Raw genomic sequence first — 25,599 nt, forward strand, 5'->3', positions numbered from 1 at the left:
GCGTCAGGAGTTCTTCGCGGCGAAATCCCGGATGGACTCGGCGGAGTAGTCGACCATCTCGGGGGTGAGGCCGGGGTAGACGCCGATCCAGAAGGTGTGCTCGGCGACGAGGTCGCTGTTGGCGAGCGAGCCGCTGATCCGGCGCGGGCGGTCCAGGTAGGCCGGGTGGCGGGTGAGGTTGCCGGCGAAGAAGCGGCGGGTGCCGATCTTCCGTGCCTCCAGGAACGCCACCAGGTCCTTGCGGGTGTAGCGCGCCTCGGGCCGCACGGTGAGGGCGAAGCCGAACCAGCTGGGGTCGCTGTCGGGCGTGGCCTCCGGCAGGAGCAGCCCGGGCACCCCGTCCAGGCCCTCGCGCAGCCGCTTCCAGTTGGCGCGCCGGGCCTCGCCGAACGCGTCGATCTTGGAGAGCTGGCTGAGGCCGAGGGCGGCCTGGAGGTCGGTCGCCTTCAGGTTGTAACCCACGTGGGAGAAGATGTACTTGTGGTCGTAGCCGTGCGGCAGATCGCCCATCTGGTAGTCGAACCGCTTGAAGCAGCGGTTGTCCTCGCCCGGCTCGCACCAGCAGTCCCGGCCCCAGTCGCGCATGGACTCGACGATGCGCGCGAGCGCGAGGTTGTCGGTCAGCACGCAGCCGCCCTCGCCCATCGCGAGGTGGTGCGCGGGGTAGAAGCTGGTGGTGGCGATGTCGCCGAAGGTGCCGGTGAGCTTGCCGCGGTAGAGCGAGCCGACGGCGTCGCAGTTGTCCTCGATGAGGAAGAGGTCGTGCTCCTCGGCGAGCTTGGCGACCTCCTCGACGGCGAAGGGGTTGCCCAGCGAGTGGGCGATCATGATCGCCCTGGTGCGCGGGCCGATGGCCTCGGCGATGCGCTCGGGCGTCGTGTTGTACGTGCCGAGCTCGACGTCGATGAAGACGGGCACCAGGCCGTTCTGGATGATCGGGTTGACGGTGGTCGGGAAGCCCGCCGCCACGGTGATCACCTCGTCGCCGGGCTGCAGCCGCCGGTCCTCCAGCTGCGGGGAGGTGAAGGCGGACAGCGCGAGCAGGTTGGCCGAGGAACCCGAGTTGGTCAGGTGGGCCTTGCGCAGCTTGAAGTACTTGGCGAACTGGCGCTCGAAGCGGCGGGAGCTCACCCCGGCGGCGATGCGCATGTCCAGCGCGGCCTCGACAAGCGCCACGCGGTCGTCGGCGTCGAAGACGGCACCGGCCGGCCACACGCCGGTCTCCCCGGGGACGAACTCCTTCTCGTCCGTGCCGTGGTAGGCACGGACCTGCTCCAGAATGCGGGCCTTGGCTTCGTTCACTTCTCTTCGCCTCCTACGGCGTACTCAGCGAGTCGTCGGGCAGTGCCGGCCCGGCCGCTGCCGCTGCGCGCGGCCCGACCGCCGCCGCTGTGCGCGTGCCCTGCCCGGTGGACGTCGGCGACCAGCTCCGCATGGCGGACGGTCGCCTCGCCGGTCGTCGTACCGGCGCCGGATCCGATGGTCGTCACCAGCGCTCGGACGGCGGCCGTGACCTGGTCGAAGGGCTCCAGCTCCAGCTCCTCGACGCCGCCCCGCCGCTCGATCGCGACCACCGGGCGGTGGTCGGCCGGGGGCGTGAAGGCGTGGTCGAGGCGGAGCCGGCCCGCGCTGCCGAGCACTTCGTAACGTGACGTGTAGTGGTGTTCCATGCCGAACGTGAGGTGGGCGGTCACCCCGTCGTGCCGCCGCAGCAGCACGCCGCCCGCGACGTCCACACCCCGCTCCGGGTCCGTGCGCAGGTCCGCGCCCACGACCTCCAGGCCGGGCCCGAGCAGCAGCTGGGCGGCCCGCAGCGGGTAGACGCCGACGTCGAAGAGCGCGCCGCCGCCGAGGTCCGCCCGGTAGCGGATGTCGCCGCCGGGCCGCGGCGGGATCGTGAAGGCCGCGTGGACGGTGCGGACCTCCCCGATCGCGCCCTCGTCCAGCAGCTGCCGCACGCGCCGGTGCTGCGGGTGGTGGACGAACATGAAGTTCTCCATCAGCACCAGCCCGCGGGAGCGGGCGAGGCCCACGAGCCGTGCCGTCTCCCCGGCGTCCAGGGTCAGCGGCTTCTCGGCCAGGACGTGCTTCCCGGCGAGCAGCGCGCGTTCGGTCCACTCGGCGTGCAGCGCCGACGGCAGCGGCACGTAGACGGCGTCGACGTCGTCCCGCTCCAGCAGCTCCGCGTAGCCGTCGGCGGCCTCGGCCCCGTACTCCCGGGCGACCCCTGCGGCCCGTGCGGCGTCGCGCGCGGCCACGGCCGTGAGCGCGATGCCCCCGGTCCGGGCCACGGCGGGCAGCACCCGGCGCAGGGCGATGTCGGCGCAGCCCAGGAGGCCGAGGCGCACGGTCCCGGCCGCGGGGCCCTGCTCCCGGGCCTGCTCCCGGGCGCTCACCGCAGGAACCGCAGGCAGGCCAGGAGGTTGCGGGCCTCGACGTTCACGTGGTGGGAGTGCCGGACCATCGCCCCCAGCTGATGAGGCGTCATCCAGATGTGGTCCGGGCCGACTTCGAGCGGGAAGCCGTCGGGCGCCTCGACCGCGAGGTAACGGTTCTCCGCGTGGTAGAAGCGGCCTCCCTCCTCGGAGTGGACGACGTCCAGCAGGACCCGCTCGGGGGCCGCCGAGAGCACCTCGTCCAGGAAGCGCGGACGGCTCCCGGCGGGCAGGCCCTCGTAGTTGGCGGGCGCACACTGCACGGTGGGCCCCATTTCGAGGACGTCGAAGCTGCCCGCCTCGGTGCGCGCGTTCACCAGCAGGTGGACCGTGCCCTCGATCCGCCGCGTGAGGAAGGCGATCACGCCCCGGCCGACCGGCGCGATCATCGGCTGCGACCAGCGGGCGACCTCGCGGCCCTGGGCCTCGACGTCCACGCCGATGACCTTGAAGAAGCGGCCGCTCTCGTGCACCACGGCCCCGCCCTCCTCGGACCAGCCGCCCACCTCGTTCAGCGGGATGCGGCGGCGGTCGAGCCGGTGCGAGGCCTTGGCCTCGGTGAACCAGCTCAGCAGCTCGGCCGTCCGGTGCAGGGCCCGGCCCTCGGCGCCGGTGGTGCGGCCCTGGACCGCCCAGCCGTCGGGGAGGCCCGACAGCACGGTGCGGGTGTCCATGTTGACGAGGTTCTCGACGTTCAGCAGCTCGCCGATCTGGTCGAGCGTGAGCCAGCAGAACCCGTCGCGGACCGGGACGTCCCCGTCCACCTCGATGATCATGTTGCGGTTGCGCTTGCCCAGGAACCACGAGCCCTGCTCCGACTGCAGGGCGTCGAAGACCACCCGCCCGGCGCGCGGCGCCAGGAAGTGCTCCAGGTACGGGACGGCGTTCCCCTGGTGCACGCGGGTGAAGTTGCTCCGCGTCGCCTGCACGGTCGGGGAGAGCTGCAGGATGTTGATGTTCCCCGGCTCCATCTTCACCTGGAGCAGGAAACGGGGAACGCCGGCGAACTCCTTCACCAGGATGCCCAGGATCCCCGACTCCGGCTGCACGATGACCGGCTGCGACCAGGCGGCGACCTCGCGGTTGTCGGTCTCCGCCGCGATGCCCTCGATGCTGAAGAACCGGCCGCTGCGGTGCCGGATGTCACCGGTCCCCGGCTCGAACGACCAGCCGTCGAGCCCGCGCAGCGGGGCGGGCGTCACCCGGTGGTGCTGCGCCGCGCGCTGTTCGGCGAACCAGTCGTGGAATTCGCTTGTCTGCCGGAACACGGCAGCCCTCCTCATGATGTGCGGTGGCTTCAGCTTTCGGCACCCGGTTAGAGCGCCGCTCGAAGGAGGCTCAGAGCGTCAGACCCTGCGCCAGCCCGTCAGAGCGACAGGCCCACGCGCTGCGCGGCCGTGGCGAAGACCTCGGCGGTCGCCGGGAGCCGGTCGATGCCGTCCCGGTAGGCCGCGCGCGCCTCCGCCAGCCGACCGCGGACCAGCGGGTCGTAGAGGATGCCCGTCAGCGCCTCGACGACGCCCTGCTCGTCGAACAGCTCGGTCCGTACGGTGGTGTCGGCGAACGGGTTGTCCACCAGCAGCGGCCCGACCACCTTGTTCCAGCTCAGGGGCCACATGTGGAACGAGGGGACGGCGCCGGGGAAGTCCGCGAGCCACCCCCGGACCGCGGGCGAGAGCCCGTCCGGGGCCCCGGCCCGCCGCCCGCCGGCGCCCGCCGCCTCCCCCATGGCGTGGGAGTTGAGGGTGAACATCCCCGGCACGTCGGCGAGAACGGCCCGTTCGAGGGCGTAGGAAAGCATGAAGGCCGACATCACGGCGTCCGAGGCGCCGAGCAGGGCGTGGTAGCGCTGCGCGGTGTACGAGGACTCCACGTGGACGCGCTCGGGCGGCAGCCCCAGCCCGTCCAGATACGGCCCGGCGACGACGAAATGGGTGTCGTCCGGGAGCTGCCGCAGGTAGTGCCCGATCAGCTGCGGCACGCGGACCGCCAGCTCGCGCGTCCGGGGACCGGCCCGCGTCTGCATGATCTCCTGCCACGGCAGCGTCGGGAACATCAGCAGCCGCTCCGCCCCGCCGAGCCCCAGCAACCTGCGTACCTCCGCCCGCGCCGCGTCCGTCAGCGGCTCGATGCCGCTGTTGGCGCGGTACGGCAGGCCGAGCCCGCCGGCCCGGGCCTCCGGGCGGCCCATCGGCACCGGGTGCAGGTGCACCGGCATGTCCAGGAGGTTGCCGTCGGCGACGACGGTCTTCCCCAGCACTTCCAGCTCCCGCGTGGTGTTCGTCAGGTCGTGCAGGTCGAGGGGGATCACCGGCACGCCGAAGTCCTGGACGTACCAGGGGTCGGTCTCGTAGCTGACGAGGTGGGTCAGCCAGTGCGCGAGGTAGTCGCTCAGCACGATCGCGTCGGGCCGGAACTCCCCGACGACCCGCCCGACCTCCTCGCGGACCCGGCCGCCCATCGCGGGTGTGATCACGGTGTACGGGTATCCGGCGGTCTTGAGCTGGTCCTCGTTGTCCGCGTCGATCACGAAGTGAGCGACGACGCCGGCCCCCTTGAGCTGGTCCGCGAGGTCGAGCCCGATGGTCGTCTCGTGCAGGCTCTTGGCCAGCGGGGACATGAACAGCACTCGCATGACGTGGTCTCCCGTCCTGGTCAGCCCGCGGCCGGGACGTCGGTGGTCTCCCGGGCCAGGTCCCGGCCGCGCGTCTCGATCGCCTTGCGCAGCTCGGCCACCACGGTGAGCACGTCCGCGTCGGCGAGCCCCGGATGGATCGGCAGGCACAGGGTCTCGCCGGACGCCTGCTCGGTGCCCGGCAGCTCGGCGTCGGACTTGTAGGTGGGCACCTTGTGCAGCGGGGCGTAGCGGAAGGTCGTGTAGACGTCGGCGGCCAGCAGGTCGGAGGCGACCTGGTCGCGGATCCGCGCGTCCATCTGCACCCAGTAGAAGTAGTGCGAGGACTCGTGCCCGTCCGGCAGCGGCGGGGGCGTCTTCAGGCCCTCGACGTCCGCGAGTTCGCGGTCGTACAGGGCGACGATCTCCTTGCGCCGGCCGGTGAACTCGGGCAGCCGACCGAGCTGTACCAGGCCGATCGCGGCCGTCAGGTCGTTGCCGATGACGCGCCGGCCGACCTCCGGCACCTCCAGCTCCCACCAGCGGTGCGAGACCTTCGCGTAGGCGAGACCGGTGGCCTGCACGAGCCCGTGGTACGCGAGCCGGCGGGCCCGCTGCGCACGCTCGGCGTCCCGTACGTAGAGCATCCCGCCGTCGCCCGTGACCAGCACCTTCGCGGCGTCGAAGCTCCACATGGCCAGGTCGCCGAAGGAGCCGGCCGCGCGGCCGTCCACGCGGGAGTCCACCGAGCAGGCCGAGTCCTCGACCAGGGCGAGGCCCCGCTCCCGGCAGCGCTCGGCGATCTCCACCACGTCGCCCGGGCAGCCGCCGTAGTGCAGCACGACGACCGCCTTGGTGCGCGGCGTGACCGCCGCCTCGATGTGCTCCCAGGTGGGGTTCATCGTCCGCGGGTCCACGTCGCAGAAGACGGGGGTCGCGCCCGCGGAGACGATGGCGTTGGCCGCCGCGAGGAAGCTCATGGACGGGATGACGACCTCGTCGCCCTCGGCCAGGTCGAGGAGTTCGAGCGCCAGGAACAGCCCGGCCGTACCGGAGTTGAGGAAGAGGACGTGCTCCGGCGCGACCCCGAGGCGCTCGGCGAACGCCGCCTCGAAGGCCTTCGTACGCGGCCCGTGCCCGAGCCACTTGCTGTCGAACACCTCGGCCACGGCCGCGAGTTCCGCGTCCCCGACCTGCGGCTGGAAGAGATTGATCATTTGGTAGTACCCCTGGGAGTCGGTGTGGCGCGAACGCGTGCGGTGGCGGGCGTACGGGGCGGGACGGGCGTACGCGGCATGCGGGTGTCAGCCCGCGGCGGCGAGCCGCTCGATCGCCCGCACCGCGTCGGCGGACGTGGGCAGCGCGGCCACCTCGGCGGCCAGCTCCGCGGCCCGCTCGCGGTAGGAGGGGGTGGCCAGCATCTCGGCGCAGACGCGCGCGATGTTCTCGGCGCCGTCGTCGGCGGGGTCGATCATCGTCGCGGCCCCGTACGCGCTGAGCCGGGCCGAGTAGTCGACGCAGTAGGGCAGGTAGGGCACCAGCACCTGGGGGACGCCGTAGGAGAGATAGCCCATCGTCGTGTTGCCGCCCGCGTGGTGGACGACGAGGTCGCAGGTCGGGGCCACCAGGTGCAGCGGGATCCAGCCCGCCCGCACATGGTCCGGCAGCGGCCGCAGCTTCTCCGCGACCGCCTCGGGCGCGGCGATGAGCAGCTCGACGTCCAGCTTGCCGACCTTGTCGACGAGGCCACTGAGGATGTCGAAGTCGGACTCCGGGGTGACCCGGCTGCCGGCCGACACCAGCACCCGCGGCCGGTCGCCCTTGGTGTACATCCACGGCTCGACCGGCATCTGGGTGGCGAACGGCACGTAGCGCATCATCTGCGCGGGCGGCGCGTCGGAGGGCCGCAGGCTGGGCGGGCAGATGTCCACGAACAGATCCGTGCGCGGCATCTCGTACATGCCGAGCCGCTCCAGCTCCGGGCCCAGTTCGGCGGCGGCCGCGAGGTCGATCGTGCGCGGCTCGCCCATGTCGATGGCCTGCTTCACGTACGGCACGCCCAGGTGCCCGGCGATCAGCGGCGCGGCGAAGGCGAGCGCCCCGCCCACGACGACGTCCGGGCGCCAGTGCGCCACCAGGGACAGCAGGCCGTCCAGGCAGGCGGCGGCGTAGCGGCCGAAGGTGCGCCCGTTGAAGATGTAGCGCTCGTGAAGATCCTCGGGGATGGGCACGCGGATGCCGCGCCGGTCGACGAGGTGGTCCAGCATGGGCACGTCGGAGACCGGGACGCCGGGGATCCCGGCGCCCGTGACGGTCGCCATCATGTTCTCGGGGGCGGCCATAAAGACCTCGTGCCCGGCGTTGCGGGCGGCCTGGGCCAGCGGGACGATGCCGAAGATCACCCCGGAGGTGCCTCCCGCGACAAAGAGAATCTTCATGCGGTCATCGTTGGAACCGGGCCTCGAACCCTGCTCGACGGCGGCTCGACGGCGCCGCCCGGCGGGCCCTCAGACCAGCGGCTTGCGGACGGTGATCACGGAGTACCCGAGCATGTCCCGCTCCAGCGTCGAGACCCGGCCGATCATCTCCTTGAACTCCTCGGCGAACTGCAGCCCGCCCTTCTCCACGACCTTGTCGTAGTTGTCCGCCACGAGCTGGTCGATCCGCGCCGCCGAGCGCCGCAGGTGCGCGGTCGCGTCGAGGTTCCGCTCGACGGTCAGCCCCGCCGCGGTGAGCATCTCGGCGTACTGGTCCGCGGTGGGCAGCGAGCCCACGGTGAAGCCCTCCAGCAGGACCTTGCGCCACTCCTCGTCCAGCTCGGCCGACTCCACGTAGTCGGACAGCACGAACACCCCGCCGGGCTTGAGCACGCGCGCGATCTCCCGCAGCGCGGCGGCCCGGTCACCGAGGTACATCAGCGACTCCACGGCCCAGGCGGCGTCGAACTCACCGTCGGCGTAGGGCAGTTCCGACACGTCCGCCAGCGCGAACCGCACCCGGTCCGCCAGGCCCGCCCCGGCCGCCGCCTCCGTGCCGTCCGCGACCTGCTCCGCGCTCACCGTGATGCCGGTGACGGCACCGCCGCTCGCCTCGGCCAGCCGCAGCGCCGGGCGGCCCTTGCCGCAGCCGACGTCGAGGAGGTGCTGCCCCGGCCGCAGCCCGACCTGCCCGATGAGGACGTCCGTGAGCCGGTCCTTGGGGTCGGTCTCCGGGTCCTCGTCGTCCCACCAGCCGATGTGCAGGTTCTGGCCCATGAAGATCTCCCAGAGCCAGCCCTTCTCGTCATAGACCTCGCCGACCTCGTCCGGCGACAGGGCCTGGGCTTCGGCCTGCGGTTCCTGCGTCATTGACTCTCAGCTCCTCCACATCGGCGACCGCGACGGGATGAGAAGTTGTCAATATTGGTTCGACGGTGACTCGAATCGGAGTCGAGCGCGGTCGACCACGTTGTCCCCGATCCTGTCTCCTTGCGAGAATTTCTGGGGAACCCATGAAAGCACTGGTCCTGTCCGGGGGCGAAGGTACGCGGCTGCGGCCCTTCACCTACTCGATGGCGAAACAACTGGTCCCAGTGGCGAACAAACCCGTCCTGGTGCACTGCCTGGAAAACCTGCGGGACATCGGCATCGAGGACGTGGGCGTCATCGTCGGCGGCCACGCGGCGCAGATCGAGGCCACGGTCGGGGACGGCTCTCGGCTCGGGCTGCGCCTCACGTACATCCGCCAGGAGGCCCCGCTCGGGCTCGCCCACTGCGTGGCCCTCGCAGCCGACTTCCTCGGCGACGACGACTTCGTGATGTACCTGGGGGACAACGTCCTGGCCGACGGCATCGCCGAGGCCGCCGAGGACTTCCGCGCGCGCCGCCCCGACGCCCAGGTGCTGGTCACCAAGGTGGCGGACCCGCGCCAGTACGGTGTGGCCGAGGTCGACGCGGACGCGAACGTGCTCGCCCTCGTGGAGAAGCCGAGCGCGCCGCGCAGCGACCTCGCCGTCATCGGCGTGTACTTCTTCACCGCCGCCGTGCACGAGGCGGTGCGCGCCATCGAGCCCAGCGCCCGCGGCGAGCTGGAGATCACCGACGCCATCCAGCACCTGGTGGACCGGGGCCGGACCGTCACCGCCCGCGAGTACCAGGGCTATTGGAAGGACACCGGCAAGATCGACGACCTGCTGGAGTGCAACCGGGAGATCCTCGACCGCATCAGCGGCACCGAGGCCGACCGCGAAGGCGCCGAGGTCGATGCGGAAAGCATTCTGCAGGGGCCGGTCGTCATCGGACCGGGAGCCCGCGTCGTCCGGTCCAAGCTCACCGGCCCGCTCGTGATCGGCGCCGGAAGCGTCATCACCGGCAGCACCGTCGGCCCGTTCACGGCCATCGGGCGCGACTGCGTCCTGGAGGACACCGGCGTCGAGGACTCCATCATCCTGGAGGGCGCCGCCATCAAGGACGTCCGCGACCTGCAGAGCTGCGTCATCGGCCGCTGGGCCCGGGTCCAGGCGCCCGTCACCGCCACCTCGGGCAGCCGGCTGATCATCGGCGACCACACGCGCGCGGAGGTCATGGCATGAAGGTCCTCGTCACCGGCGGCGCCGGCTTCATCGGCTCGCACTACGTCCGCACGATGCTCTCCGGCGGCTACCGCGGCTACGAGGACGCGCACGTCACCGTCATCGACAAGCTCACGTACGCCGGCAACACGGACAACCTGCCGATGGGCGACCCGCGGCTGACGTTCGTCCGCGGCGACGTCTGCAACCAGGACCTGCTGCGCCAGCTGCTCCCCGGCCACGACGCCGTCGTCCACTTCGCGGCCGAGTCCCACGTCGACCGGTCCGTCGACGGCGCGGTGGCCTTCGTCCACAGCAACGTCCTGGGCACCCAGAGCGTCCTCGACGCCTGCCTGTACACCGGTGTGGACAACGTGGTGCACGTGTCGACCGACGAGGTCTACGGGTCCATCGCCACCGGTACGTGGACCGAGGAGTCGCCCCTGCTGCCCAACTCCCCCTACTCCGCGTCGAAGGCCGGCAGCGACCTCCTCGCCCGCGCCTACCACCGCACCCACAAGCTCAACGTGCGCATCACCCGGTGCTCCAACAACTACGGCACCCACCAGCACGTCGAAAAGCTCATCCCGCAGTTCGTCACCCGGCTGCTGCAGGGACAGCAGGTGCCGCTCTACGGCGAGGGCACCAACATCCGCGAGTGGCTGCACGTCGACGACCACTGCCGGGCCATTCAGCTCGTCCTCACGGCGGGCCGCGCGGGCGAGACGTACAACATCGGCGGGGCCACCGCCCTGACCAACCGCGAGATGACCGAGCGGCTGCTCGACCTGACCGGCCACGACTGGTCGCAGGTGCAGCACGTCCCCGACCGCAAGGGCCACGACTTCCGCTACGCGATCAACGACGACAAGATCCGCGCCGAGCTCGGCTACGCGCCGCACTGGACGCTGGACGAGGGCCTCAAGCGCGTCGTCGGCTGGTACGTGGACCACCCCGAGTGGTGGAAGCCGCTGCTCGATGACTGAGCACGCACGACAGGGCGGAAGCCGGGGCGGATGACTCGGCGGAATCCGCGCCACCGCCTTCGAGTGCCGCTCGAGTCATCCTCGAGCGGCATCTGAAGGAGTGGCAGGACGGCACTCACCATCCACCCCCCGTTACGCAGCTAAGGTTCCGCCGATGGCATCACCCGTCCCGTCATCACCCACCCCGCCCGGACCGGCCTCACGCGGCCGGGCCGCCCTGGCCGTACTCCTCCTCGCCTCCACCCTCACCGTCATGGCGGGCACGATCCTCACCCCCGTCGTCGGGGTCATCCGCGGCGAACTCGGGGTCAGCGGTACCAGCGCCGGTCTGATCCTCACCGCCCACGGCCTGTCCCTCGCGATCGCCAGCCCCCTCGTCGGCTGGACGATCGACCGCTGGGGGCTGAAGACGCCCCTGGTGGCCGGGCTCCTGCTCTACGGCGTCGCGGGCGGCGCCGGGCTGGTCACCACCTCGTACACGGCGCTGATCATCAGCCGGTTCGCGTTCGGCGTCGGCGCCGCCGCGGTCTTCGCCGGGACGACGGTGGCCCTGCTGGCGCTCTACGAAGGGCCCGAGCGGGACCGCGTGGCCGGCTGGCGCTCGGTCGCCATCAGCGTCGGCGGGATCATCTGGCCGCTGCTCGGCGGCGCGCTGGGCGGGATCTCCTGGCACGGCCCGTTCGCGATCTACCTGCTGGGCATCCCCGTCGGCATCGCGATGATGTTCACCCTGCCCAGGAGCCTGAACGCCAAGCGGCCCGGCGGAGGTGGCGGAACGTTCACTCTGCTGCGCTCCCGCCCCCGGCTGCTGGGCCTCTACGCCCTGTCGCTCACCAGCTCGTTCCTGCTCTACGTCCTCGCGGTCTTCCTGCCGCAGCGGCTCGCCCAACTCGGCGTCGAGACGCCGTTCCTGGTCGCGCTCTACACCACGAGCACCTCGGTCGCCGGCACCCTGGTCGGCCTGGGCTACGCCAAGATCAAGAAGAGCCTGGGCTACATCCGGCTGCTGCGGGTCGCGGTCGTCCTGTGGGTGGCGGCCTTCCTGGTCGCGGGTACCGCGTCGCACTCGGTGCTGATCATCCTGGCCCCGGCCCTGTTCGGGCTCGGCATGGGCATGTCCGTACCCGCGCTCGCCGTGATGATCGGCGAGACGGCGCCGCCCGCGATGCGCGGCCAGGCCACGTCCCTGTCGGGAACGGCCAACTTCACCGGCCAGTTCGCCGCGCCCCTGGTGATCGGCCCGGTCATCGGCGCGACGTCGATAGCCACCGGCTTCCGTATCGCCGGCGGCATCGCCCTCCTGTCGTTCCTGCTGCTGTTCTTCCTCAAGGCCCCGGCCCCCGCCGCCGCCCCGGCGCCCGCCCCCGCGGAGCCGGCGGACGAGGAGGGCTCCGCCGCGCGCTGACGGCGCCCGGCCCTCGCCGCGGGCGCCCCCTCCGGCCCGCCCGCGACCCCATTTCCGCGGGCGGGCCGCAGTCTGGCCGAAATCGACCGATTGCCGTATCACGCCTGGTCACAGATTGATCAAAGGGTGAACTCTCCGCCACTGAACCCATCTTTAGCCGGATGCGGGCTTTTAGTTAGCGCTAAAGGTGGCATCCTCTAACTGGGAAGGCGCCCAAGGGCGCCGACATTTCTGTTCCTGGGGGTAGCGATGGCGTGGGGCGACAGACACGATCAAGGACGGAAGGCCGATGCGGCCGGAGCCCGGTTGGCCCGCCACGCGACGGCATCCCTGGCGGGCCTCCTGGCCGAACGGGGCATGACCCGCAAGGACTTAGCGGACAGCATGGGCGTGTCCCCGGGCAGGGTGAGCCAAATCCTGTCCGGCGATGAAAATCTGACGATGCGTTCGCTGGCGGCCGTGGCCGACGCGCTCGACGTGAAGATGGAAGTGTCCTTCACCGAGGCGCCTTCGGCCGAGCGCCAGGAGCAGTCCACCAGACGGGCGTTGGCCCGCACCCACCACTGACTCAGCGCGTCGAGGGCTCGGCGGCAGCTGCGTACAGGGGCTGCCGCCGCAGTGCGAGGATCTTCTTGTCATCGCTGCGCTTGCAATGGGCGTGCGCCAGCTCCAGCAGATACGCACACAAGTGCTCGGCCTCGCCGAACGCCCGCGTCATCCGCCCGGCCTCCTGCCGCGTCCGCTCGCGCTGCTCGTCCTTGCAGGTCTTCTCGATCTCGGTCTCAAGGGTGTCCGCGTGCTGCACCGCGGCCCGCACCTCCTCGTACCGGTCCTTGATCGAGGTCACCAGGCCGCTCTTCCCCTTGGGTGAGCGCCCCGGGACGTCCACGCGGGCCTTCAGGTGCCGCGCGACCCGGTCGGCGAAGATGTCGATCTCCCAGCAGTTGTCGAAACCGCCGGCCATCCGGGCGCACCAGTCGGCCCGGTCGGTCTGCAGGCGCAGCATCAGGCTGTTGATCAGCAGGGAATGCCCCAGTGTGACAATCGCCATCACCGGGTGCTCGGCCTGCTCGGTCCTCTTCTTGGGCACCAGCCCCGCCCCCGCCACGACGCCGACCGCGGCCGGCGGCACGCTGGAGGCGTGCGGTAAGAGCAGGCCACTGGCCAGCGCCGCCATGGCGGAGGTCCACAGCACCACGGCGACCGCCGCCGACGCCGACCTCACGCTCCCCAGCAGCCGCCCCTGCCCGCGGAAGCGGTGGACGAGGCACACCCAGGTGACGGGCGCGCAGACGACAGCGGGCAGTATCCACTCCGAAAAAACGGACGTCTGGTCCCCAGCCACCCCGCGTCCCCCATTCCGGATCACACAGCGCCCCGGTGCGACTACAGAATGATGTTCCCACTCCCGTCACTACGGCGTGCCACGTTCCGGCCAAGCTCTTCCGGTTCAGTGGGCACAAAACGAGACAGGCCCCTCAGAGTGACATGAGTCACTCTGAGGGGCCTGTCCTCACTGTGCGCGAGGGGGGAGTTGAACCCCCACGCCCTTTCGGGCACTGGAACCTGAATCCAGCGCGTCTGCCTATTCCGCCACCCGCGCATGGGTGTTGTCCTCGGGCTTCCGGGGCTTTCCCTTGGGGCCTCGCCCTTCCGGTTCTGCGCCGTTCGCCTTCCGACATCGAGAACATTAGCACGCCTTCGCGGGTGCCTTCACACTCGTTCTCCCGGGGCGGGCCTGCGGGGACCGTGCCGGTCCGCCGGGACCGGTGGGGACCCCGCCGGTTGCGGGACACTGGCTCCCGGCCGCCTCTACGATCCCTATGTAGGGGTAGGAAGAGGTCGCGCCGGGCAGGCCGGGGCGACACTCGTCACTCCTGGCCCCGAAGGGGAACCGGCCGTTTCCCCAACGCGTGGATACGATCAGTAAGCAGTATCAGGAACGACACCGAGCATCAGGAACGTCACTGAGGGAAGGAGGTGCCCCGTGGGAGTACTGAAGCGCTTCGAGCAGCGTCTCGAGGGTCTCGTGAACGGCACCTTCGCCAAGGTGTTCAAGTCCGAGGTGCAGCCGGTCGAGATCGCCGGCGCGCTCCAGCGCGAGTGCGACAACAACGCCACCATCTGGAACCGTGACCGCACCGTCGTCCCGAACGACTTCATCGTGGAGCTGAGCACCCCGGACTTCGAGCGGCTCAGCCCGTACTCGGGCCAGCTCGGCGATGAGCTCTCCGGCATGGTCCGCGACTACGCCAAGCAGCAGCGGTACACCTTCATGGGGACCATCAAGGTCCATCTGGAGAAGGCGGACGACCTCGACACCGGCCTGTACCGGGTGCGCAGCCGCACCCTCGCCGCCAGCGAGTCGCAGGACCACCAAGGCCAGCAGAGCGCACGCCCCGGTCCGGCGCGCCCGGGCGGCCCCGCCACACACGGCGCGGGCTATCCGGCACCGCCGTCCGGGCTGCCGCCCATGCCCGCGTCGCCGCCGCCCTCCGCGCCCCCGGGGCGGTCCGCGCCGCGCGCGGGCGGCCAGGGCCCCGCGGCAGGCGTGCCCGGAGCCCAGACCCGGCGCTGGATCGAGATCAACGGCACCCGTCACCAGATCTCCCGACCCACCCTCGTGCTGGGCCGCAGCACCGAGGCGGACGTACGGATCGACGACCCCGGCGTCTCCCGCCGGCACTGCGAAATCCGCGTCGGCACCCCCGCGACCATTCAGGACCTGGGGTCGACCAACGGCATCGTGGTGGACGGACAGCACACCACGCGCGCTACGCTCCGCGACGGCTCACGGATCGTCGTGGGCAGCACCACCATCGTTTATCGGCAAGCCGAAGGGTGAAGCGGGGGCAATGTCAGAGCTGACCCTCACGGTCATGCGGTTGGGTTTCCTCGCCGTACTGTGGCTGTTCGTGATCGTGGCCGTTCAGGTCATCCGCAGTGACCTCTTCGGCACCCGGGTGACCCAGCGCGGCTCCCGCCGGGGCGGTCCCGAGCGGCAGCCGCAGCGCGCGCAGGCCCAGACCGCGCCCCCGCAGCAGCGCCAGCAGCAGGCGGCCGGCGGGCGCCGGGCCGACCGGCGCGCGGACCGGGGCCGCCGTGGCGCCCCGACCAAGCTCGTGGTCTCCGAGGGCTCCCTCACGGGCACCACGGTCGCCCTCCAGGGCCAGACCATCTCGCTGGGACGCGCCCACGACTCCACGATCGTGCTGGACGACGACTACGCGTCCAGCAGGCATGCCAGGATCTACCCCGACCGCGACGGCCAGTGGATCGTCGAGGACCTGGGTTCGACCAACGGCACGTATCTCGACCGCACGCGGCTGACCACCCCGACCCCGATCCCGCTCGGCGCGCCGATCCGTATCGGCAAGACCGTCATCGAGCTGCGGAAGTAGTAGGACCATGACGACCGGAGGGTGGGCAGCGTGGCTGGGAAGGGGCTGTACCCGGAGCCGACGGGCGAGGTGCGTATGAGTCTGTCTCTGCGCTTCGCCGCCGGATCGCACAAGGGCATGATCCGGGAGGGCAACGAGGACTCCGGTTACGCCGGCCCGCGCCTGCTCGCCATCGCCGACGGCATGGGCGGCCAGGCCGCGGGCGAGGTCGCCAGCTCCGAGGTGATCTCCACCCTCGTCCAGCTCGACGACGACGTCCCCGGCTCGGACATCCTCACCTCCCTCGGCACCGCCGTGCAGCGCGCCAACGACCAGCTGCGCGTGATGGTCGAGGAGGACCCCCAGCTGGAGGGCATGGGCACGACCCTGACCGCCCTGCTGTGGACCGGCCAGCGGCTCGGCCTCGTGCACGTCGGCGACTCCCGCGCGTACCTGCTGCGCGACGGCGTCCTCACCCAGATCACCCAGGACCACACCTGGGTGCAGCGGCTGGTGGACGAGGGCCGGATCACCGAGGAGGAGGCCACCACCCACCCGCAGCGCTCCCTGCTGATGCGCGCGCTGGGCAGTGGCGACCACGTCGAGCCCGACCTCTCGATCCGTGAGGTCCGGGCGGGCGACCGCTATCTGATCTGCTCCGACGGCCTGTCCGGCGTCGTCAGCCATCAGACGATGGAGGAGACCCTCGCCAGCTACCAGGGCCCCCACGAGACGGTCCAGGAGCTGATCCAGCTCGCCCTGCGCGGCGGCGGTCCCGACAACATCACCTGCATCGTCGCCGACGTCCTCGACGTCGACGGCGGCGACACCCTCGCCCAGCAGCTCAACGACACGCCGGTGATCGTCGGCGCGGTCGCCGAGAACCAGCTGCAGCTGGGCGTCGACGGCGCCATGCAGACCCCGGCCGGGCGGGCCGCCGAGCACGCCCGCGCCAACCGGCCCGTGCCCCCGCAGCCGCCCGGCGGCGCCTTCGGCCCGCCCGGCAGCGGTGACGGCGGCATGGGCGGCGGTCCCGAGGGCACGTTCGGCGCCTTCATGGACGAGGACTTCGTCAAGGCGCCCTCGCGCGGCCGGTGGATCAAGCGTTCACTGATCCTCGCCGTCGTCCTCGGCGTCGTCGCGGGCGGCCTCTACGGCGGCTACAGCTGGACCCAGACGCAGTACTACGTGGGCGCCAAGGACAACAACCACGTGGCGGTCTACCAGGGCATCAACCAGGACCTGGCGTGGGTCAGCCTGAGCAAGCTCTACCAGGACCACCCCGAGATCGAACTCAAGTACCTGCCCGTCGACCAGCGCAGCCGGGTCGAGGACACCATCGCGCTCGACAGCCGCGAGAAGGCGGAGCAGAAGGCCAAGGACCTCGGCCTGCTCGCCGGCGCCTGCAAGAAGGAAGACGAGCGGCGCAAGGCCGAGCAGCAGCAGCGCGAGAAGGAGAAGCAGAACGGCGACCGGGTGGGCTCCGTGGGCGAGCTCCCCAAGGACCCCAAGGATCCCAAGGACCCGAAGGCCGACGCCAAGCCGGGAGCCACCGGCCTCTCCGCCCAAGCCACCCCGGTGCCGAGCCCGGCCCCCACCCTCACCGAGGAAGAGCAGAAGTTGGTCCCGCAGTGCAGCGCTCAGCAGTAAAGCCGTAGGGGGCCATCAACTCATGTCAGCCATGCCATCCATGCCATCCAGCGCGGGCAGCAACACCACCGCGACGACCACGATCAGCACCGTGGGCCCGCCCAGCCGGCGCAACACCGAGCTGGCGCTGCTCGCGTTCGCGGTGATCCTGCCCTGCTTCGCGTACGCCAACGTCGGCCTCGCGCTCAACGGCGAGATGCCCTCCGGCATGCTCGGCTACGGGCTCGGCCTCGGCCTGCTCGGCGGCGTCGGCCACCTGGTGGTGCGCAAGTTCGCCAAGTACGCCGACCCGCTGCTGCTGCCGCTGGCCACCCTGCTCAACGGCCTCGGCCTCGTGATGATCTGGCGGCTGGACCAGTCGGAGCGGCTCGCCCGGCTGGCCAAGGCGCAGGGCTTCGTCTTCCAGCCCTCCGCGCCCAACCAGCTGATGTTCTCCGCCTTGGGCATCGCGCTGTTCGTCGCCGTGGTGATCTTCCTCAAGGACCACCGCATCCTGCAGCGCTACACCTACATCTCGATGGTCGTCGCGCTGGTCCTGCTCATCTCCCCGGTCTTCTTCCCCGGCAAGTTCGGCGCGAAGATCTGGATCGTCATCCCCGGCCTCGGCTCGATCCAGCCCGGTGAGTTCGCGAAGATCATCCTGGCGATCTTCTTCGCCGGCTACCTGATGGTGAAGCGCGACGCCCTGGCGCTCGCCAGCCGCCGCTTCATGGGCCTGTACCTGCCGCGCGGCCGCGACCTCGGCCCGATCCTCGCCGTCTGGGCGCTCAGCCTCGTGGTCCTCATCTTCGAGACCGACCTGGGCTCCTCGCTGCTGTTCTTCGGCATGTTCGTCGTCATGCTGTACGTCGCCACCGAGCGCACCAGCTGGATCGTCTTCGGTCTGCTGATGTCGGCGGGCGGCGCGGCCGTCGTCGGCTCCGTCGAGCCGCACGTCAAGGTCCGTGTGATGGCCTGGCTGCACCCCTTCGCGGTCTACGACAACCCGCGCCCGTCCTGGGCCACCACCGAGCAGATCGCCCAGGCCATGTTCGCCTTCGGCTCCGGCGGCGTCTTCGGCACCGGCTGGGGCCAGGGCGCCTCCGACCTGATCCAGTTCGCGGCCAACTCCGACTTCATCTTCGCCTCCTACGGCGAGGAGCTCGGCCTGGCCGGCGCCATGGCGATCCTGCTGATCTACGGCCTGATCGTGGAGCGCGGCATGCGGACGGCCCTCGCCGCCCGCGACCCGTTCGGCAAGCTGCTGGCCACCGGCCTCGCCGCCGCCTTCGGCATCCAGGTCTTCGTCGTGGCGGGCGGCGTCATGGGCCTCATCCCGCTGACCGGTATGACCATGCCGTTCCTCGCCCAGGGCGGCTCGTCCGTCATCGCGAACTGGGCGCTGATCGCCATCCTGATAAAGATCAGCGACACGGCACGGCGCCCGGCCCCGGCCCCCGCACCGTCCACAGACGCCGAGATGACCCAGGTGGTCCGCCCGTGAACAAGCCCGTACGCAGGATCGCGATCTTCTGCGGTCTCCTCGTCCTGGCCCTGCTCCTGCGGGACAACTGGCTGCAGTTCGTCCAGGCCGACGAGCTGAAGACGCACAAGAACAACCGCCGCGTCGACATCGCCCGCTACAGCCAGCCCCGCGGCAACATCATCGTGGACGGCCAGGCCATCACCGGCTCCGTGGAGACCGGCGGCGTGGACTTCAAGTACAAGCGGACGTACAACGACGGCGCCATGTGGGCGCCGGTCACCGGCCGCTCCTCGCAGGTCTACGGCTCCACCCAGCTGGAGAAGCTCTACGACCGCGTCCTCATCGGCGACGACGACCGCCTGTTCTTCAACCGCACCGTCGACATGATCACGGGCAAGGGGAAGAAGGGCGGTGACGTGATCACCACCCTGAACAGCAAGGCCCAGAAGGCCGCCTTCGAGGGCCTGGGCGACAAGAAGGGCGCCGTCGCGGCCATCGACCCGCGCACCGGCAAGATCCTCGCCCTGGCGTCCACGCCGTCCTACGACCCGTCGAAGATCGCGGGCGCCAACGACGGCAAGGAGTGGACGTCGCTGGACAAGGACAAGAACCAGCCGATGCTCAACCGGGCGCTGCGCCAGACGTACCCCCCGGGCTCCACGTTCAAGGTCGTCACGGCCGCTGCCGCGCTGGAGAACGGCCTGTACAAGGACGTCGACTCCAAGACCGACTCGCCGCTGCCGTGGACGCTGCCGGACACCCGGGTCACCCTCGACAACGAGGGCACGATCCCCTGCAAGGACGCCTCGCTGCGGGTGGCCCTGCAGTACTCCTGCAACACCGTCTTCGGCAAGGTCAGCGCCGACCTCGGCAACAAGAAGATGATGGAGCAGGCGCAGAAGTTCGGCTTCAACAACGACAAGGTCGACACGCCCGTGCGTGCGGCCCAGAGCGTCTACCCCAAGGACAACCGTCCGCAGAACGCCATGGACGGCATCGGCCAGGCCTCCAACCGCGCCACGCCGCTGCAGATGGCCATGGTGGCCGCCGCGGTCGCCAATGACGGCAAGCTCATGGAGCCGTACATGGTCGACAAGGTACGCGCCCCCAACCTGAACGTGATCGAGACGCACCAGCCGAAGGAGATGTCCCAGGCGATGTCCCGGGACACCGCCCGCAAGGTGCAGTCGATCATGGAGACGGTGATCAACGACGGCACCGGCAAGAAGGCCCAGATCCCGAACGTCACCGTCGGTGGCAAGACCGGAACCGCCCAGCACGGCGTGGACAACAAGGACAACCCGTACGCGTGGTTCATCTCCTACGCCAAGGGCGCCGACGGCTCGCCGGTCGCGGTCGCCGTGGTGATCGAGAGCTCGGACACCCTCCGCGACGACATCGCCGGTGGCGCCCTCGCCGCGCCCGTCGCGAAGAAGGTCATGGAGGCGGTGCTGAGCACGTCGAAGTGACGCCGCTCACCTCCGCCGTCCGGCGCCGCGGGTGACGGTACCGGTCGTGTATCAGGTGACCGTCGCGGCCGGAAGGGGCGCGACGTGCCGGGTACGGTATGCCGGACAGCACACCGCCGGACGTAGTGAAGGTGCGGTCAGAAAAACGGAAGGGCTGGAGCTATGGAAGAGCCGCGTCGCCTCGGCGGCCGGTACGAGCTGGGCTCGGTGCTCGGCCGCGGTGGCATGGCCGAGGTCTACCTCGCCCACGACACCCGGCTCGGCCGCACCGTCGCCGTGAAGACGCTGCGGGTGGATCTCGCCCGCGACCCGTCCTTCCAGGCCCGGTTCCGCCGTGAGGCCCAGTCGGCCGCCTCGCTCAACCACCCGTCGATCGTCGCCGTCTACGACACCGGCGAGGACTACGTCGACGGCGTCTCGATCCCGTACATCGTCATGGAGTACGTGGACGGGTCGACGCTGCGCGAGCTGCTGCACTCCGGCCGCAAGCTGCTGCCCGAGCGGTCGCTGGAGATGACCATCGGCGTCCTGCAGGCGCTGGAGTACTCCCACCGGGCCGGCATCGTCCACCGCGACATCAAGCCGGCCAACGTCATGCTGACCCGCACCGGCCAGGTCAAGGTCATGGACTTCGGCATCGCCCGCGCCATGGGCGACTCCGGCATGACGATGACGCAGACCGCGGCCGTCATCGGCACCGCCCAGTACCTCTCCCCGGAGCAGGCCAAGGGCGAGCAGGTCGACGCCCGCTCGGACCTCTACTCGACCGGCTGCCTGCTGTACGAGCTGCTGGCCGTGCGGCCGCCGTTCATCGGCGACTCGCCGGTGGCGGTCGCCTACCAGCACGTGCGGGAGGAGCCGAACCCGCCGAGCGTCCACGACCCCGAGATCACGCCCGAGATGGACGCCATCGTCCTCAAGGCGCTGGCCAAGGACCCGGACTACCGCTACCAGTCGGCCGACGAGATGCGCGCCGACATCGAGGCGGCCCTGGAGGGCCAGCCCGTCGCCGCCACGGCCACCATGAACGCCGTCGGCTACGGCGCCGACGCCCCGACGGCCATGCTCCGCCCCCAGGCCCCGCAGGGCCCGGGCCAGACCTCCATGCTGCCGCCCGTCCGCGAGGACGACGGCGGGTACGGCGGCTACGACGACGGCGCGGGCCGGCGGCGCGGCGGAGGCGGCGGCAAGAAGAGCAACCTCTCGACGATCCTGCTGATCGCCGCGGGCGTGCTGGTGCTGGTCGGTGCCATCTTCATCGGCAAGTCGCTCTTCAGCGGCAGCAACAACGCCTCCAAGGTGTCGGTGCCCAACCTCGTCGGGCAGACGCTGAAGGACGCTCAGCAGCAGGGCGTCAACGGCGACTTCAAGGTCGTCCAGAACGGCACGGACACCTGCGAGCAGCCCAAGGGCAAGATCTGCAGCCAGGACCCCACGGGCGGCGGCAAGATCGACCGCGGCGGCGAGGTCAAGGTCAAGGTGTCCGAGGGCGCGGCCAAGATCGAGGTCCCGGACGTCACCGAGAAGCAGCTCGACAACGCCCGGCAGATCCTTGAGGGCAAGGGCTTCCAGGTCAGCACCAAGACCAAGGTGACCGACGGCGTCGCCGCGGGCACGGTCCTCTCGCAGAACCCCAAGGGCGACACCAAGGCCGAGAAGGGCTCCGAGGTCACCCTGACCGTCGCGGAGTCCAAGCCGACCAAGACGGTGCCGTCCGTGGTGGGCCAGAACGTCGAGGCCGCGAAGAAGCAGCTGAGCGACAACGGCTTCCAGGTCTCGGTGACGGAGGAGGACGCCCCCGGGCAGCCCCCGGGCACCGTCACCAAGCAGAGCCCCGACGGCAACACCCAGGCCGCCCAGGGCTCCACGGTCAACCTGACCGTGGCCAAGGGCTCCCAGAACGTGGCCGTCCCGGGCGTGCTGACGCACAAGCTCAAGGACGCCAAGAAGGAGATCGAGGGCGCGGGCCTGAAGGTCGGCAACGTCTTCGGTCCCCAGGACGACAACGCCGTCGTGCAGACCACCAACCCGATGCCGGGCACGCAGGTCGCCAAGGGCTCCCCGGTCGACCTGACGACCACGGCGGGCCTCCCGGGCGGCGACACCGGCTCGCCCGGCACCCCGCCGGGCGGCGCCAACGGCGCCACGGGCGACACGGGCTTCATCGGAGGCGGCTTCATAGGAGGCCGGCGCCACTAGCGCCTCCGGCGTAAAGGCACGAACGGCGAGGGTCCGGCGGGTTGTTTCCTCCGCCGGACCCTCGCCGTTGTGGTGCCCCGCCGTTGCGGCGGGAAAAACGGAGTCCTAGCGCAGCTCCGCCGGCTTCGTGCGGTCCGCGTCGACCTTCTCCGTGCGCTCCAGTTCCGCCCAGACGATGTAGCGGTAGTCGGAGGTGTAGACCGGCGTGCAGGTCGTCAGGGTCAGGTAGCGGCCCGGCTTGGTCACGCCGGACTCCTTGGGGACGGGGTCGAGGACCTCGACGTTGTACTTCGAGGTCTCCTTCAGCTCCGCGAAGACCTTGTAGACGTACCAGACGTCGCGCGTCTCGAAGACGAGGCGGTCCCCGGTCTTCACCTTGTCGATGTTGTGGAACTTCGCGCCGTGCCCGTCCCGGTGGGCGGCCAGGGTGAAGTTGCCCTGCTTGTCCCAGGGCATGGCGGCCTTCACCGGGGTGCGGTAGAAGCCGGCGACGCCCTCGTTGAGGACGTCGGTGGAGGTGCCGCTCTTGACCAGCACCTCGCCGTTCTTCATGGCCGGCACGTGCAGGAAGCCGATGCCGTCCTTGGTGTCGAGGGCGCCCGGGCCCTTCTGAGCCCAGGTGTTGCGCACCGCGTGGCCCTGGCGCTTCGCCTCGCGGTCGGCGAGGACGTTCGTCCACCACAGGGAGTAGACGACGAAGAGGGCCATGACCACACCCGCGGTGATCAGCAGTTCGCCGAAGACGCTCACGGCGACGGCGAGGCGCCCCCGTCCCCGGTCAGTCCGTGCCACAGACGTTCGTACCCCGCTTCGCTGTTCTTCGCGCGTTTCCCGCGTGTCTCAGTTGACGAGCGCATCCGGCTTTCCCTTGCTCCGGGGCCGCTCGTCGACCATCTTGCCCCACACGATCAGGCGGTAGGTACTGGTGAACTCGGGGGTACAGGTGGTGAGGGTGATGTAGCGGCCGGGGCCGCGGAAGCCGGAGCCGGCCGGGACAGGGGCGATGACCCCGACATTCGCGGGTGACGTCTGCTCCAGACGGCTCGTCATCTCATACGTGTAGAACGCGCTGCGCGTCTCCACCACGATCTTGTCGCCGGGCTTCAGACGGTTGACGTAGCGGAACGGTTCGCCATGGGTGTTGCGATGGCCCGCGAGGGAGAAGTTGCCGTTCTTGTCCCACGGCATCGCGGTCTTCAGAGCGCCGTCCCCGTAATGGCCGACCATGCCGCGGTCGAGGATCTTCTGCTTGCCGACGCCCTCGGCGATCGGGGCCTTCACGTCCAGCGCCGGGATGTAGATGATCGCGAAGCCCTCGCCGGGCGAGAACGACCCGGCGTCCCGGTCGGCGCCCTGCTCCTCCTCGTCCCAGCGGCTCTGCAGGTGGTGGGCGGCCCCGCCGGCCTGCTGCAGGGCGCGGACGTTCGTCCACCACAGCTGGTAGGCCACGAACAGCAGCATCACCAGGCCGGCCGTGATGAACAGCTCGCCCGTGAAGCGGCACAGCAGCACGCCCAGGCTTCCCCTGCGCGCCCGCCGGGCCGCGTGCCGCCGCGCGGCACGCCCCCCGGTCCGTACGGGCCGGGGCGCCTGCGACGGCACCTCCACCCTGCGCAGCTCCATGGTCGCCCGGTCCTCGGGCGGCAGGGGCTGCGATACGACCCGCGGGTGCGTGGTCACGCCCCGGCCTTGCCCACCACCGGGGCCAGGCCCGCCGACCGCTCCACTGCCGTGGTGTCACCGCAGGCGACCAGCCAGTTGGCGAGCATCCGGTGGCCCCACTCGGTGAGCACGGACTCGGGGTGGAACTGCACCCCCTCGACCGGCAGGTCGCGGTGGCGCAGGCCCATCGCGATGCCCGACTCGGTCCAGGCGGTGATCTCCAGCTCGTCGGGCCAGTTCTCGCGCTCGACGGCCAGGGAGTGGTAGCGGGTGGCGGTGAAGGGCGAGGGGAGGCCCTGGAAGACGCCCGCGCCCTCGTGCGTCACCAGGGACGTCTTGCCGTGCAGCAGCTCGGGCGCCCGCCCGACCACGCCGCCGTACGCGACGGCCATGGACTGCATCCCCAGGCAGACTCCGAAGACGGGGATGCCGTGCTGCGCGCAGTGGCGCACCATGTCGATGCACACGCCCGCCTGCTCCGGGGCCCCCGGCCCGGGGGACAGCAGGACGCCGTCGAAGCCCTCCTGGGCGTGGCCGAGCTCGACCTCGTCGTTGCGCCGCACCTCGCACTCGGCGCCTAGCTGGTAGAGGTACTGGACGAGGTTGAAGACGAAGCTGTCGTAGTTGTCCACGACGAGGATGCGCGCACTCACTTGTTGACCGCCGTTCCGTTGTCGACCGTCACGTCGTTGAACGGCAGCAGCGGTTCCGCCCAGGGGAAGACGTACTGGAAGAGGACGTAGACGAGCGCCAGTACGAGAACCAGCGAGATCAGCGCCCGCACCCACGCATTGCCCGGCAGATGCCGCCAGATCCAGCCGTACATGCCGTCCCCACTTGCCGATGACGTAGTCGAAATTGCAGCACCAGACTAAGGGGCGGGGGCCTCCCGAGGGGGTCAGCCGGGCAAAGCCCCGGGGCGGCCCTGTGCCGCGGGCGAGGTGGCGTCGAGGTGCGCCCAGACGATCAGACGGTGGCTGTGGCCCCACTCCGGTTCACAGGTGGTGAGGGTCAGATAGCGGCCGGGGCCGCGGAAGCCGGAGCCGGCGGGCACGGGGTCGATGACGCCGGTGTCGTCGGGCCGGGTGCGGTACGGGCGGGCGTCGACGCGGTACGTGAACCACGTCGTGCCGTCGCCGACCACCACGGCGTCGCCCGGGCGCAGCTCGTCGAGGTCCTTGAACGGGTCGCCGTAGGTGCGGCGGTGGCCGGCGACGGCGAAGTTGCCGGTCTCGCCGGGGAGCGCGGTCCGCTCGTAGTGGCCGAGGCCCTTCTTGAGGAGCTCGGTGCCCGTGCCCTGGAGGACGGGTTTGGCCCAGCCGGCACCGAAGCGGGGGATGTACATGACGGCGAAGGCCTCGCCGGGGCGGGCGGGTGCGGCCTGCTGCCGCCCGGGGGCGCCCTGGCCGCTGCCGGACCCGGGCAGGGGGCGCGACGGCGGCGCGGCCTGCGCGGAGGGCGCTGCGGGCCGGTCAGGCGGCCGGGCGGCGTCCCCGGGATCTTCCGGTGACACTCCCGGCTGCTCTCCCGGCCGCTCTCCCGGCGGCTCTCCCTGCTGTTCTCCCGGCACCGGCGCCCCGGACGGCCCGGCCGTCGCCGCGGCACCACTGGACCACCGGTCCTGGAGGCGGCTGAGCTCCCGGTCCATGGCGCTGTCGGCGCGCACGCCCGTCCAGTAGAGGACGTAGACGACGAAGAGGACGAGCAGGGTGCCGGTGGTGACGCACAGTTCGCTGAGGGTGCGGACGACGGTCCTGGGCCTCACCGCGGGCCCCCTCCCGGGTC

Annotated in this window: 22 protein-coding genes, 1 tRNA gene and 1 pseudogene; 10 read left to right on the forward strand and 14 right to left on the reverse strand. The window is 70.8% G+C overall.

The window, feature by feature from the left end; genetic code table 11:
* Positions 1-3: 3 nt before the first annotated feature.
* The 7 genes from rfbH to IE241_RS20475 form a co-directional block, all read right to left on the reverse strand.
* Positions 4-1,302 carry a lipopolysaccharide biosynthesis protein RfbH gene (rfbH, locus tag IE241_RS20445; RefSeq protein ID WP_190023253.1) on the reverse strand — a complete coding sequence of 433 codons (1,299 nt, stop codon included), beginning with the start codon at positions 1,300-1,302 and terminating at the stop codon, positions 4-6.
* Positions 1,299-2,396 (reverse strand): Gfo/Idh/MocA family protein, encoded by a 1,098-nt coding sequence (locus IE241_RS20450; RefSeq protein ID WP_229899557.1) that lies wholly within the window; start codon positions 2,394-2,396, stop codon positions 1,299-1,301. The genes rfbH and IE241_RS20450 overlap by 4 nt, the downstream gene beginning before the upstream one ends.
* Positions 2,393-3,703, reverse strand: coding sequence for an NDP-hexose 2,3-dehydratase family protein (locus tag IE241_RS20455; RefSeq protein ID WP_190023254.1), 1,311 nt, complete (start codon positions 3,701-3,703; stop codon positions 2,393-2,395). Before IE241_RS20455 ends, IE241_RS20450 begins: the two co-directional genes overlap by 4 nt.
* Before the next feature lie 98 nt (positions 3,704-3,801).
* Complete coding sequence (locus tag IE241_RS20460) at positions 3,802-5,070, reverse strand: DUF6365 family protein (RefSeq protein WP_190023255.1); 1,269 nt, start codon at positions 5,068-5,070, stop codon at positions 3,802-3,804.
* 20 nt (positions 5,071-5,090) lie between these two features.
* A complete protein-coding gene (locus IE241_RS20465; RefSeq protein WP_190023256.1) occupies positions 5,091-6,266 on the reverse strand; it encodes a DegT/DnrJ/EryC1/StrS family aminotransferase in 1,176 nt (391 codons plus the stop codon).
* Positions 6,267-6,353: 87 nt separating this feature from the next.
* Positions 6,354-7,487, reverse strand: a complete 1,134-nt coding sequence (locus IE241_RS20470; RefSeq protein WP_190023257.1) for a nucleotide disphospho-sugar-binding domain-containing protein — start codon at positions 7,485-7,487, stop codon at positions 6,354-6,356.
* Positions 7,488-7,556: 69 nt separating this feature from the next.
* Complete coding sequence (locus tag IE241_RS20475; RefSeq protein ID WP_190023258.1) at positions 7,557-8,396, reverse strand: class I SAM-dependent methyltransferase; 840 nt, start codon at positions 8,394-8,396, stop codon at positions 7,557-7,559.
* 143 nt (positions 8,397-8,539) lie between these two features.
* Here IE241_RS20475 and IE241_RS20480 point away from each other — a divergent pair, with 143 nt between their 5' ends.
* The 4 genes from IE241_RS20480 to IE241_RS20495 all read left to right on the forward strand — a co-directional run bounded on the left by IE241_RS20480 (position 8,540) and on the right by IE241_RS20495 (position 12,556).
* Positions 8,540-9,619 carry a glucose-1-phosphate thymidylyltransferase gene (locus IE241_RS20480; RefSeq protein WP_190023259.1) on the forward strand — a complete coding sequence of 360 codons (1,080 nt, stop codon included), beginning with the start codon at positions 8,540-8,542 and terminating at the stop codon, positions 9,617-9,619.
* The gene (gene rfbB, locus IE241_RS20485; protein ID WP_190023260.1) at positions 9,616-10,584 is read left to right on the forward strand and encodes a dTDP-glucose 4,6-dehydratase; all 969 of its coding nucleotides are present in this window, start codon (positions 9,616-9,618) and stop codon (positions 10,582-10,584) included. The genes IE241_RS20480 and rfbB overlap by 4 nt, the downstream gene beginning before the upstream one ends.
* A 154-nt stretch (positions 10,585-10,738) precedes the next feature.
* A complete protein-coding gene (locus IE241_RS20490) occupies positions 10,739-11,989 on the forward strand; it encodes an MFS transporter (protein ID WP_190023261.1) in 1,251 nt (416 codons plus the stop codon).
* 249 nt (positions 11,990-12,238) lie between these two features.
* Positions 12,239-12,556, forward strand: coding sequence for a helix-turn-helix domain-containing protein (locus IE241_RS20495; RefSeq protein ID WP_190023262.1), 318 nt, complete (start codon positions 12,239-12,241; stop codon positions 12,554-12,556).
* Position 12,557: 1 nt separating this feature from the next.
* Here the strand turns inward: IE241_RS20495 and IE241_RS20500 are convergent, their stop codons facing one another.
* Positions 12,558-13,334 (reverse strand): hypothetical protein, encoded by a 777-nt coding sequence (locus tag IE241_RS20500; protein WP_190023263.1) that lies wholly within the window; start codon positions 13,332-13,334, stop codon positions 12,558-12,560.
* Positions 13,335-13,508: 174 nt separating this feature from the next.
* Positions 13,509-13,592 (reverse strand) — tRNA-Leu (locus IE241_RS20505).
* Between the two features lie 384 nt (positions 13,593-13,976).
* Here IE241_RS20505 and IE241_RS20510 point away from each other — a divergent pair.
* The 6 genes from IE241_RS20510 to pknB all read left to right on the forward strand — a co-directional run bounded on the left by IE241_RS20510 (position 13,977) and on the right by pknB (position 22,152).
* Entirely contained in the window at positions 13,977-14,834 is an 858-nt protein-coding gene (locus IE241_RS20510) for an FHA domain-containing protein (RefSeq protein ID WP_190023264.1), read from the forward strand.
* A gap of 10 nt (positions 14,835-14,844) precedes the next feature.
* Positions 14,845-15,390: an FHA domain-containing protein FhaB/FipA gene (locus tag IE241_RS20515; protein WP_190023265.1), complete on the forward strand. Its 546-nt coding sequence runs from the start codon at positions 14,845-14,847 to the stop codon at positions 15,388-15,390.
* A gap of 75 nt (positions 15,391-15,465) precedes the next feature.
* Positions 15,466-17,019, forward strand: coding sequence for a Stp1/IreP family PP2C-type Ser/Thr phosphatase (locus IE241_RS20520; RefSeq protein ID WP_190023266.1), 1,554 nt, complete (start codon positions 15,466-15,468; stop codon positions 17,017-17,019).
* A 40-nt stretch (positions 17,020-17,059) separates the two neighbouring features.
* Positions 17,060-18,502: an FtsW/RodA/SpoVE family cell cycle protein gene (locus IE241_RS20525; protein WP_190023497.1), complete on the forward strand. Its 1,443-nt coding sequence runs from the start codon at positions 17,060-17,062 to the stop codon at positions 18,500-18,502.
* Positions 18,499-19,953: a peptidoglycan D,D-transpeptidase FtsI family protein gene (locus IE241_RS20530; protein WP_190023267.1), complete on the forward strand. Its 1,455-nt coding sequence runs from the start codon at positions 18,499-18,501 to the stop codon at positions 19,951-19,953. Before IE241_RS20525 ends, IE241_RS20530 begins: the two co-directional genes overlap by 4 nt.
* Before the next feature lie 162 nt (positions 19,954-20,115).
* The gene (pknB, locus tag IE241_RS20535; RefSeq protein WP_190023268.1) at positions 20,116-22,152 is read left to right on the forward strand and encodes a Stk1 family PASTA domain-containing Ser/Thr kinase; all 2,037 of its coding nucleotides are present in this window, start codon (positions 20,116-20,118) and stop codon (positions 22,150-22,152) included.
* Positions 22,153-22,257: 105 nt separating this feature from the next.
* On the opposite strand, the gene IE241_RS20540 is transcribed toward pknB, so the two are convergent.
* The 5 genes and pseudogenes from IE241_RS20540 to IE241_RS20560 all read right to left on the reverse strand — a co-directional run bounded on the left by IE241_RS20540 (position 22,258) and on the right by IE241_RS20560 (position 25,579).
* Positions 22,258-22,944, reverse strand: a complete 687-nt coding sequence (locus tag IE241_RS20540; RefSeq protein WP_190023269.1) for a class E sortase — start codon at positions 22,942-22,944, stop codon at positions 22,258-22,260.
* A gap of 48 nt (positions 22,945-22,992) precedes the next feature.
* Positions 22,993-23,862, reverse strand: a pseudogene (locus IE241_RS20545) (class E sortase); the annotation flags it as partial.
* A complete protein-coding gene (locus IE241_RS20550) occupies positions 23,829-24,467 on the reverse strand; it encodes an aminodeoxychorismate/anthranilate synthase component II (protein WP_190023270.1) in 639 nt (212 codons plus the stop codon). The gene IE241_RS20550 and the pseudogene IE241_RS20545, both read right to left, overlap by 34 nt.
* The gene (locus IE241_RS20555; RefSeq protein ID WP_190023271.1) at positions 24,464-24,640 is read right to left on the reverse strand and encodes a hypothetical protein; all 177 of its coding nucleotides are present in this window, start codon (positions 24,638-24,640) and stop codon (positions 24,464-24,466) included. The genes IE241_RS20550 and IE241_RS20555 overlap by 4 nt, the downstream gene beginning before the upstream one ends.
* Positions 24,641-24,712: 72 nt before the next feature.
* A complete protein-coding gene (locus tag IE241_RS20560) occupies positions 24,713-25,579 on the reverse strand; it encodes a class E sortase (protein ID WP_190023272.1) in 867 nt (288 codons plus the stop codon).
* Positions 25,580-25,599 lie beyond the last annotated feature (20 nt).

The organism is Streptomyces hiroshimensis, assembly GCF_014650335.1.
Classification (GTDB): Bacteria; Actinomycetota; Actinomycetes; order Streptomycetales; family Streptomycetaceae; genus Streptomyces; species Streptomyces hiroshimensis.

Coding starts and splice junctions, on each gene's coding strand:
- IE241_RS20460 (WP_190023255.1), bottom strand. CDS start 5,070: ATGCGAGTGCTGTTCATGTCCCCGCTGGCCAAGAGCCTGCACGAGACG.
- IE241_RS20465 (WP_190023256.1), bottom strand. CDS start 6,266: ATGATCAATCTCTTCCAGCCGCAGGTCGGGGACGCGGAACTCGCGGCC.
- IE241_RS20470 (WP_190023257.1), bottom strand. CDS start 7,487: ATGAAGATTCTCTTTGTCGCGGGAGGCACCTCCGGGGTGATCTTCGGC.
- IE241_RS20475 (WP_190023258.1), bottom strand. CDS start 8,396: ATGACGCAGGAACCGCAGGCCGAAGCCCAGGCCCTGTCGCCGGACGAG.
- IE241_RS20480 (WP_190023259.1), top strand. CDS start 8,540: ATGAAAGCACTGGTCCTGTCCGGGGGCGAAGGTACGCGGCTGCGGCCC.
- rfbB (WP_190023260.1), top strand. CDS start 9,616: ATGAAGGTCCTCGTCACCGGCGGCGCCGGCTTCATCGGCTCGCACTAC.
- IE241_RS20490 (WP_190023261.1), top strand. CDS start 10,739: ATGGCATCACCCGTCCCGTCATCACCCACCCCGCCCGGACCGGCCTCA.
- IE241_RS20495 (WP_190023262.1), top strand. CDS start 12,239: ATGGCGTGGGGCGACAGACACGATCAAGGACGGAAGGCCGATGCGGCC.
- IE241_RS20515 (WP_190023265.1), top strand. CDS start 14,845: ATGTCAGAGCTGACCCTCACGGTCATGCGGTTGGGTTTCCTCGCCGTA.
- IE241_RS20520 (WP_190023266.1), top strand. CDS start 15,466: ATGAGTCTGTCTCTGCGCTTCGCCGCCGGATCGCACAAGGGCATGATC.
- IE241_RS20525 (WP_190023497.1), top strand. CDS start 17,060: ATGCCATCCAGCGCGGGCAGCAACACCACCGCGACGACCACGATCAGC.
- pknB (WP_190023268.1), top strand. CDS start 20,116: ATGGAAGAGCCGCGTCGCCTCGGCGGCCGGTACGAGCTGGGCTCGGTG.
- IE241_RS20555 (WP_190023271.1), bottom strand. CDS start 24,640: ATGTACGGCTGGATCTGGCGGCATCTGCCGGGCAATGCGTGGGTGCGG.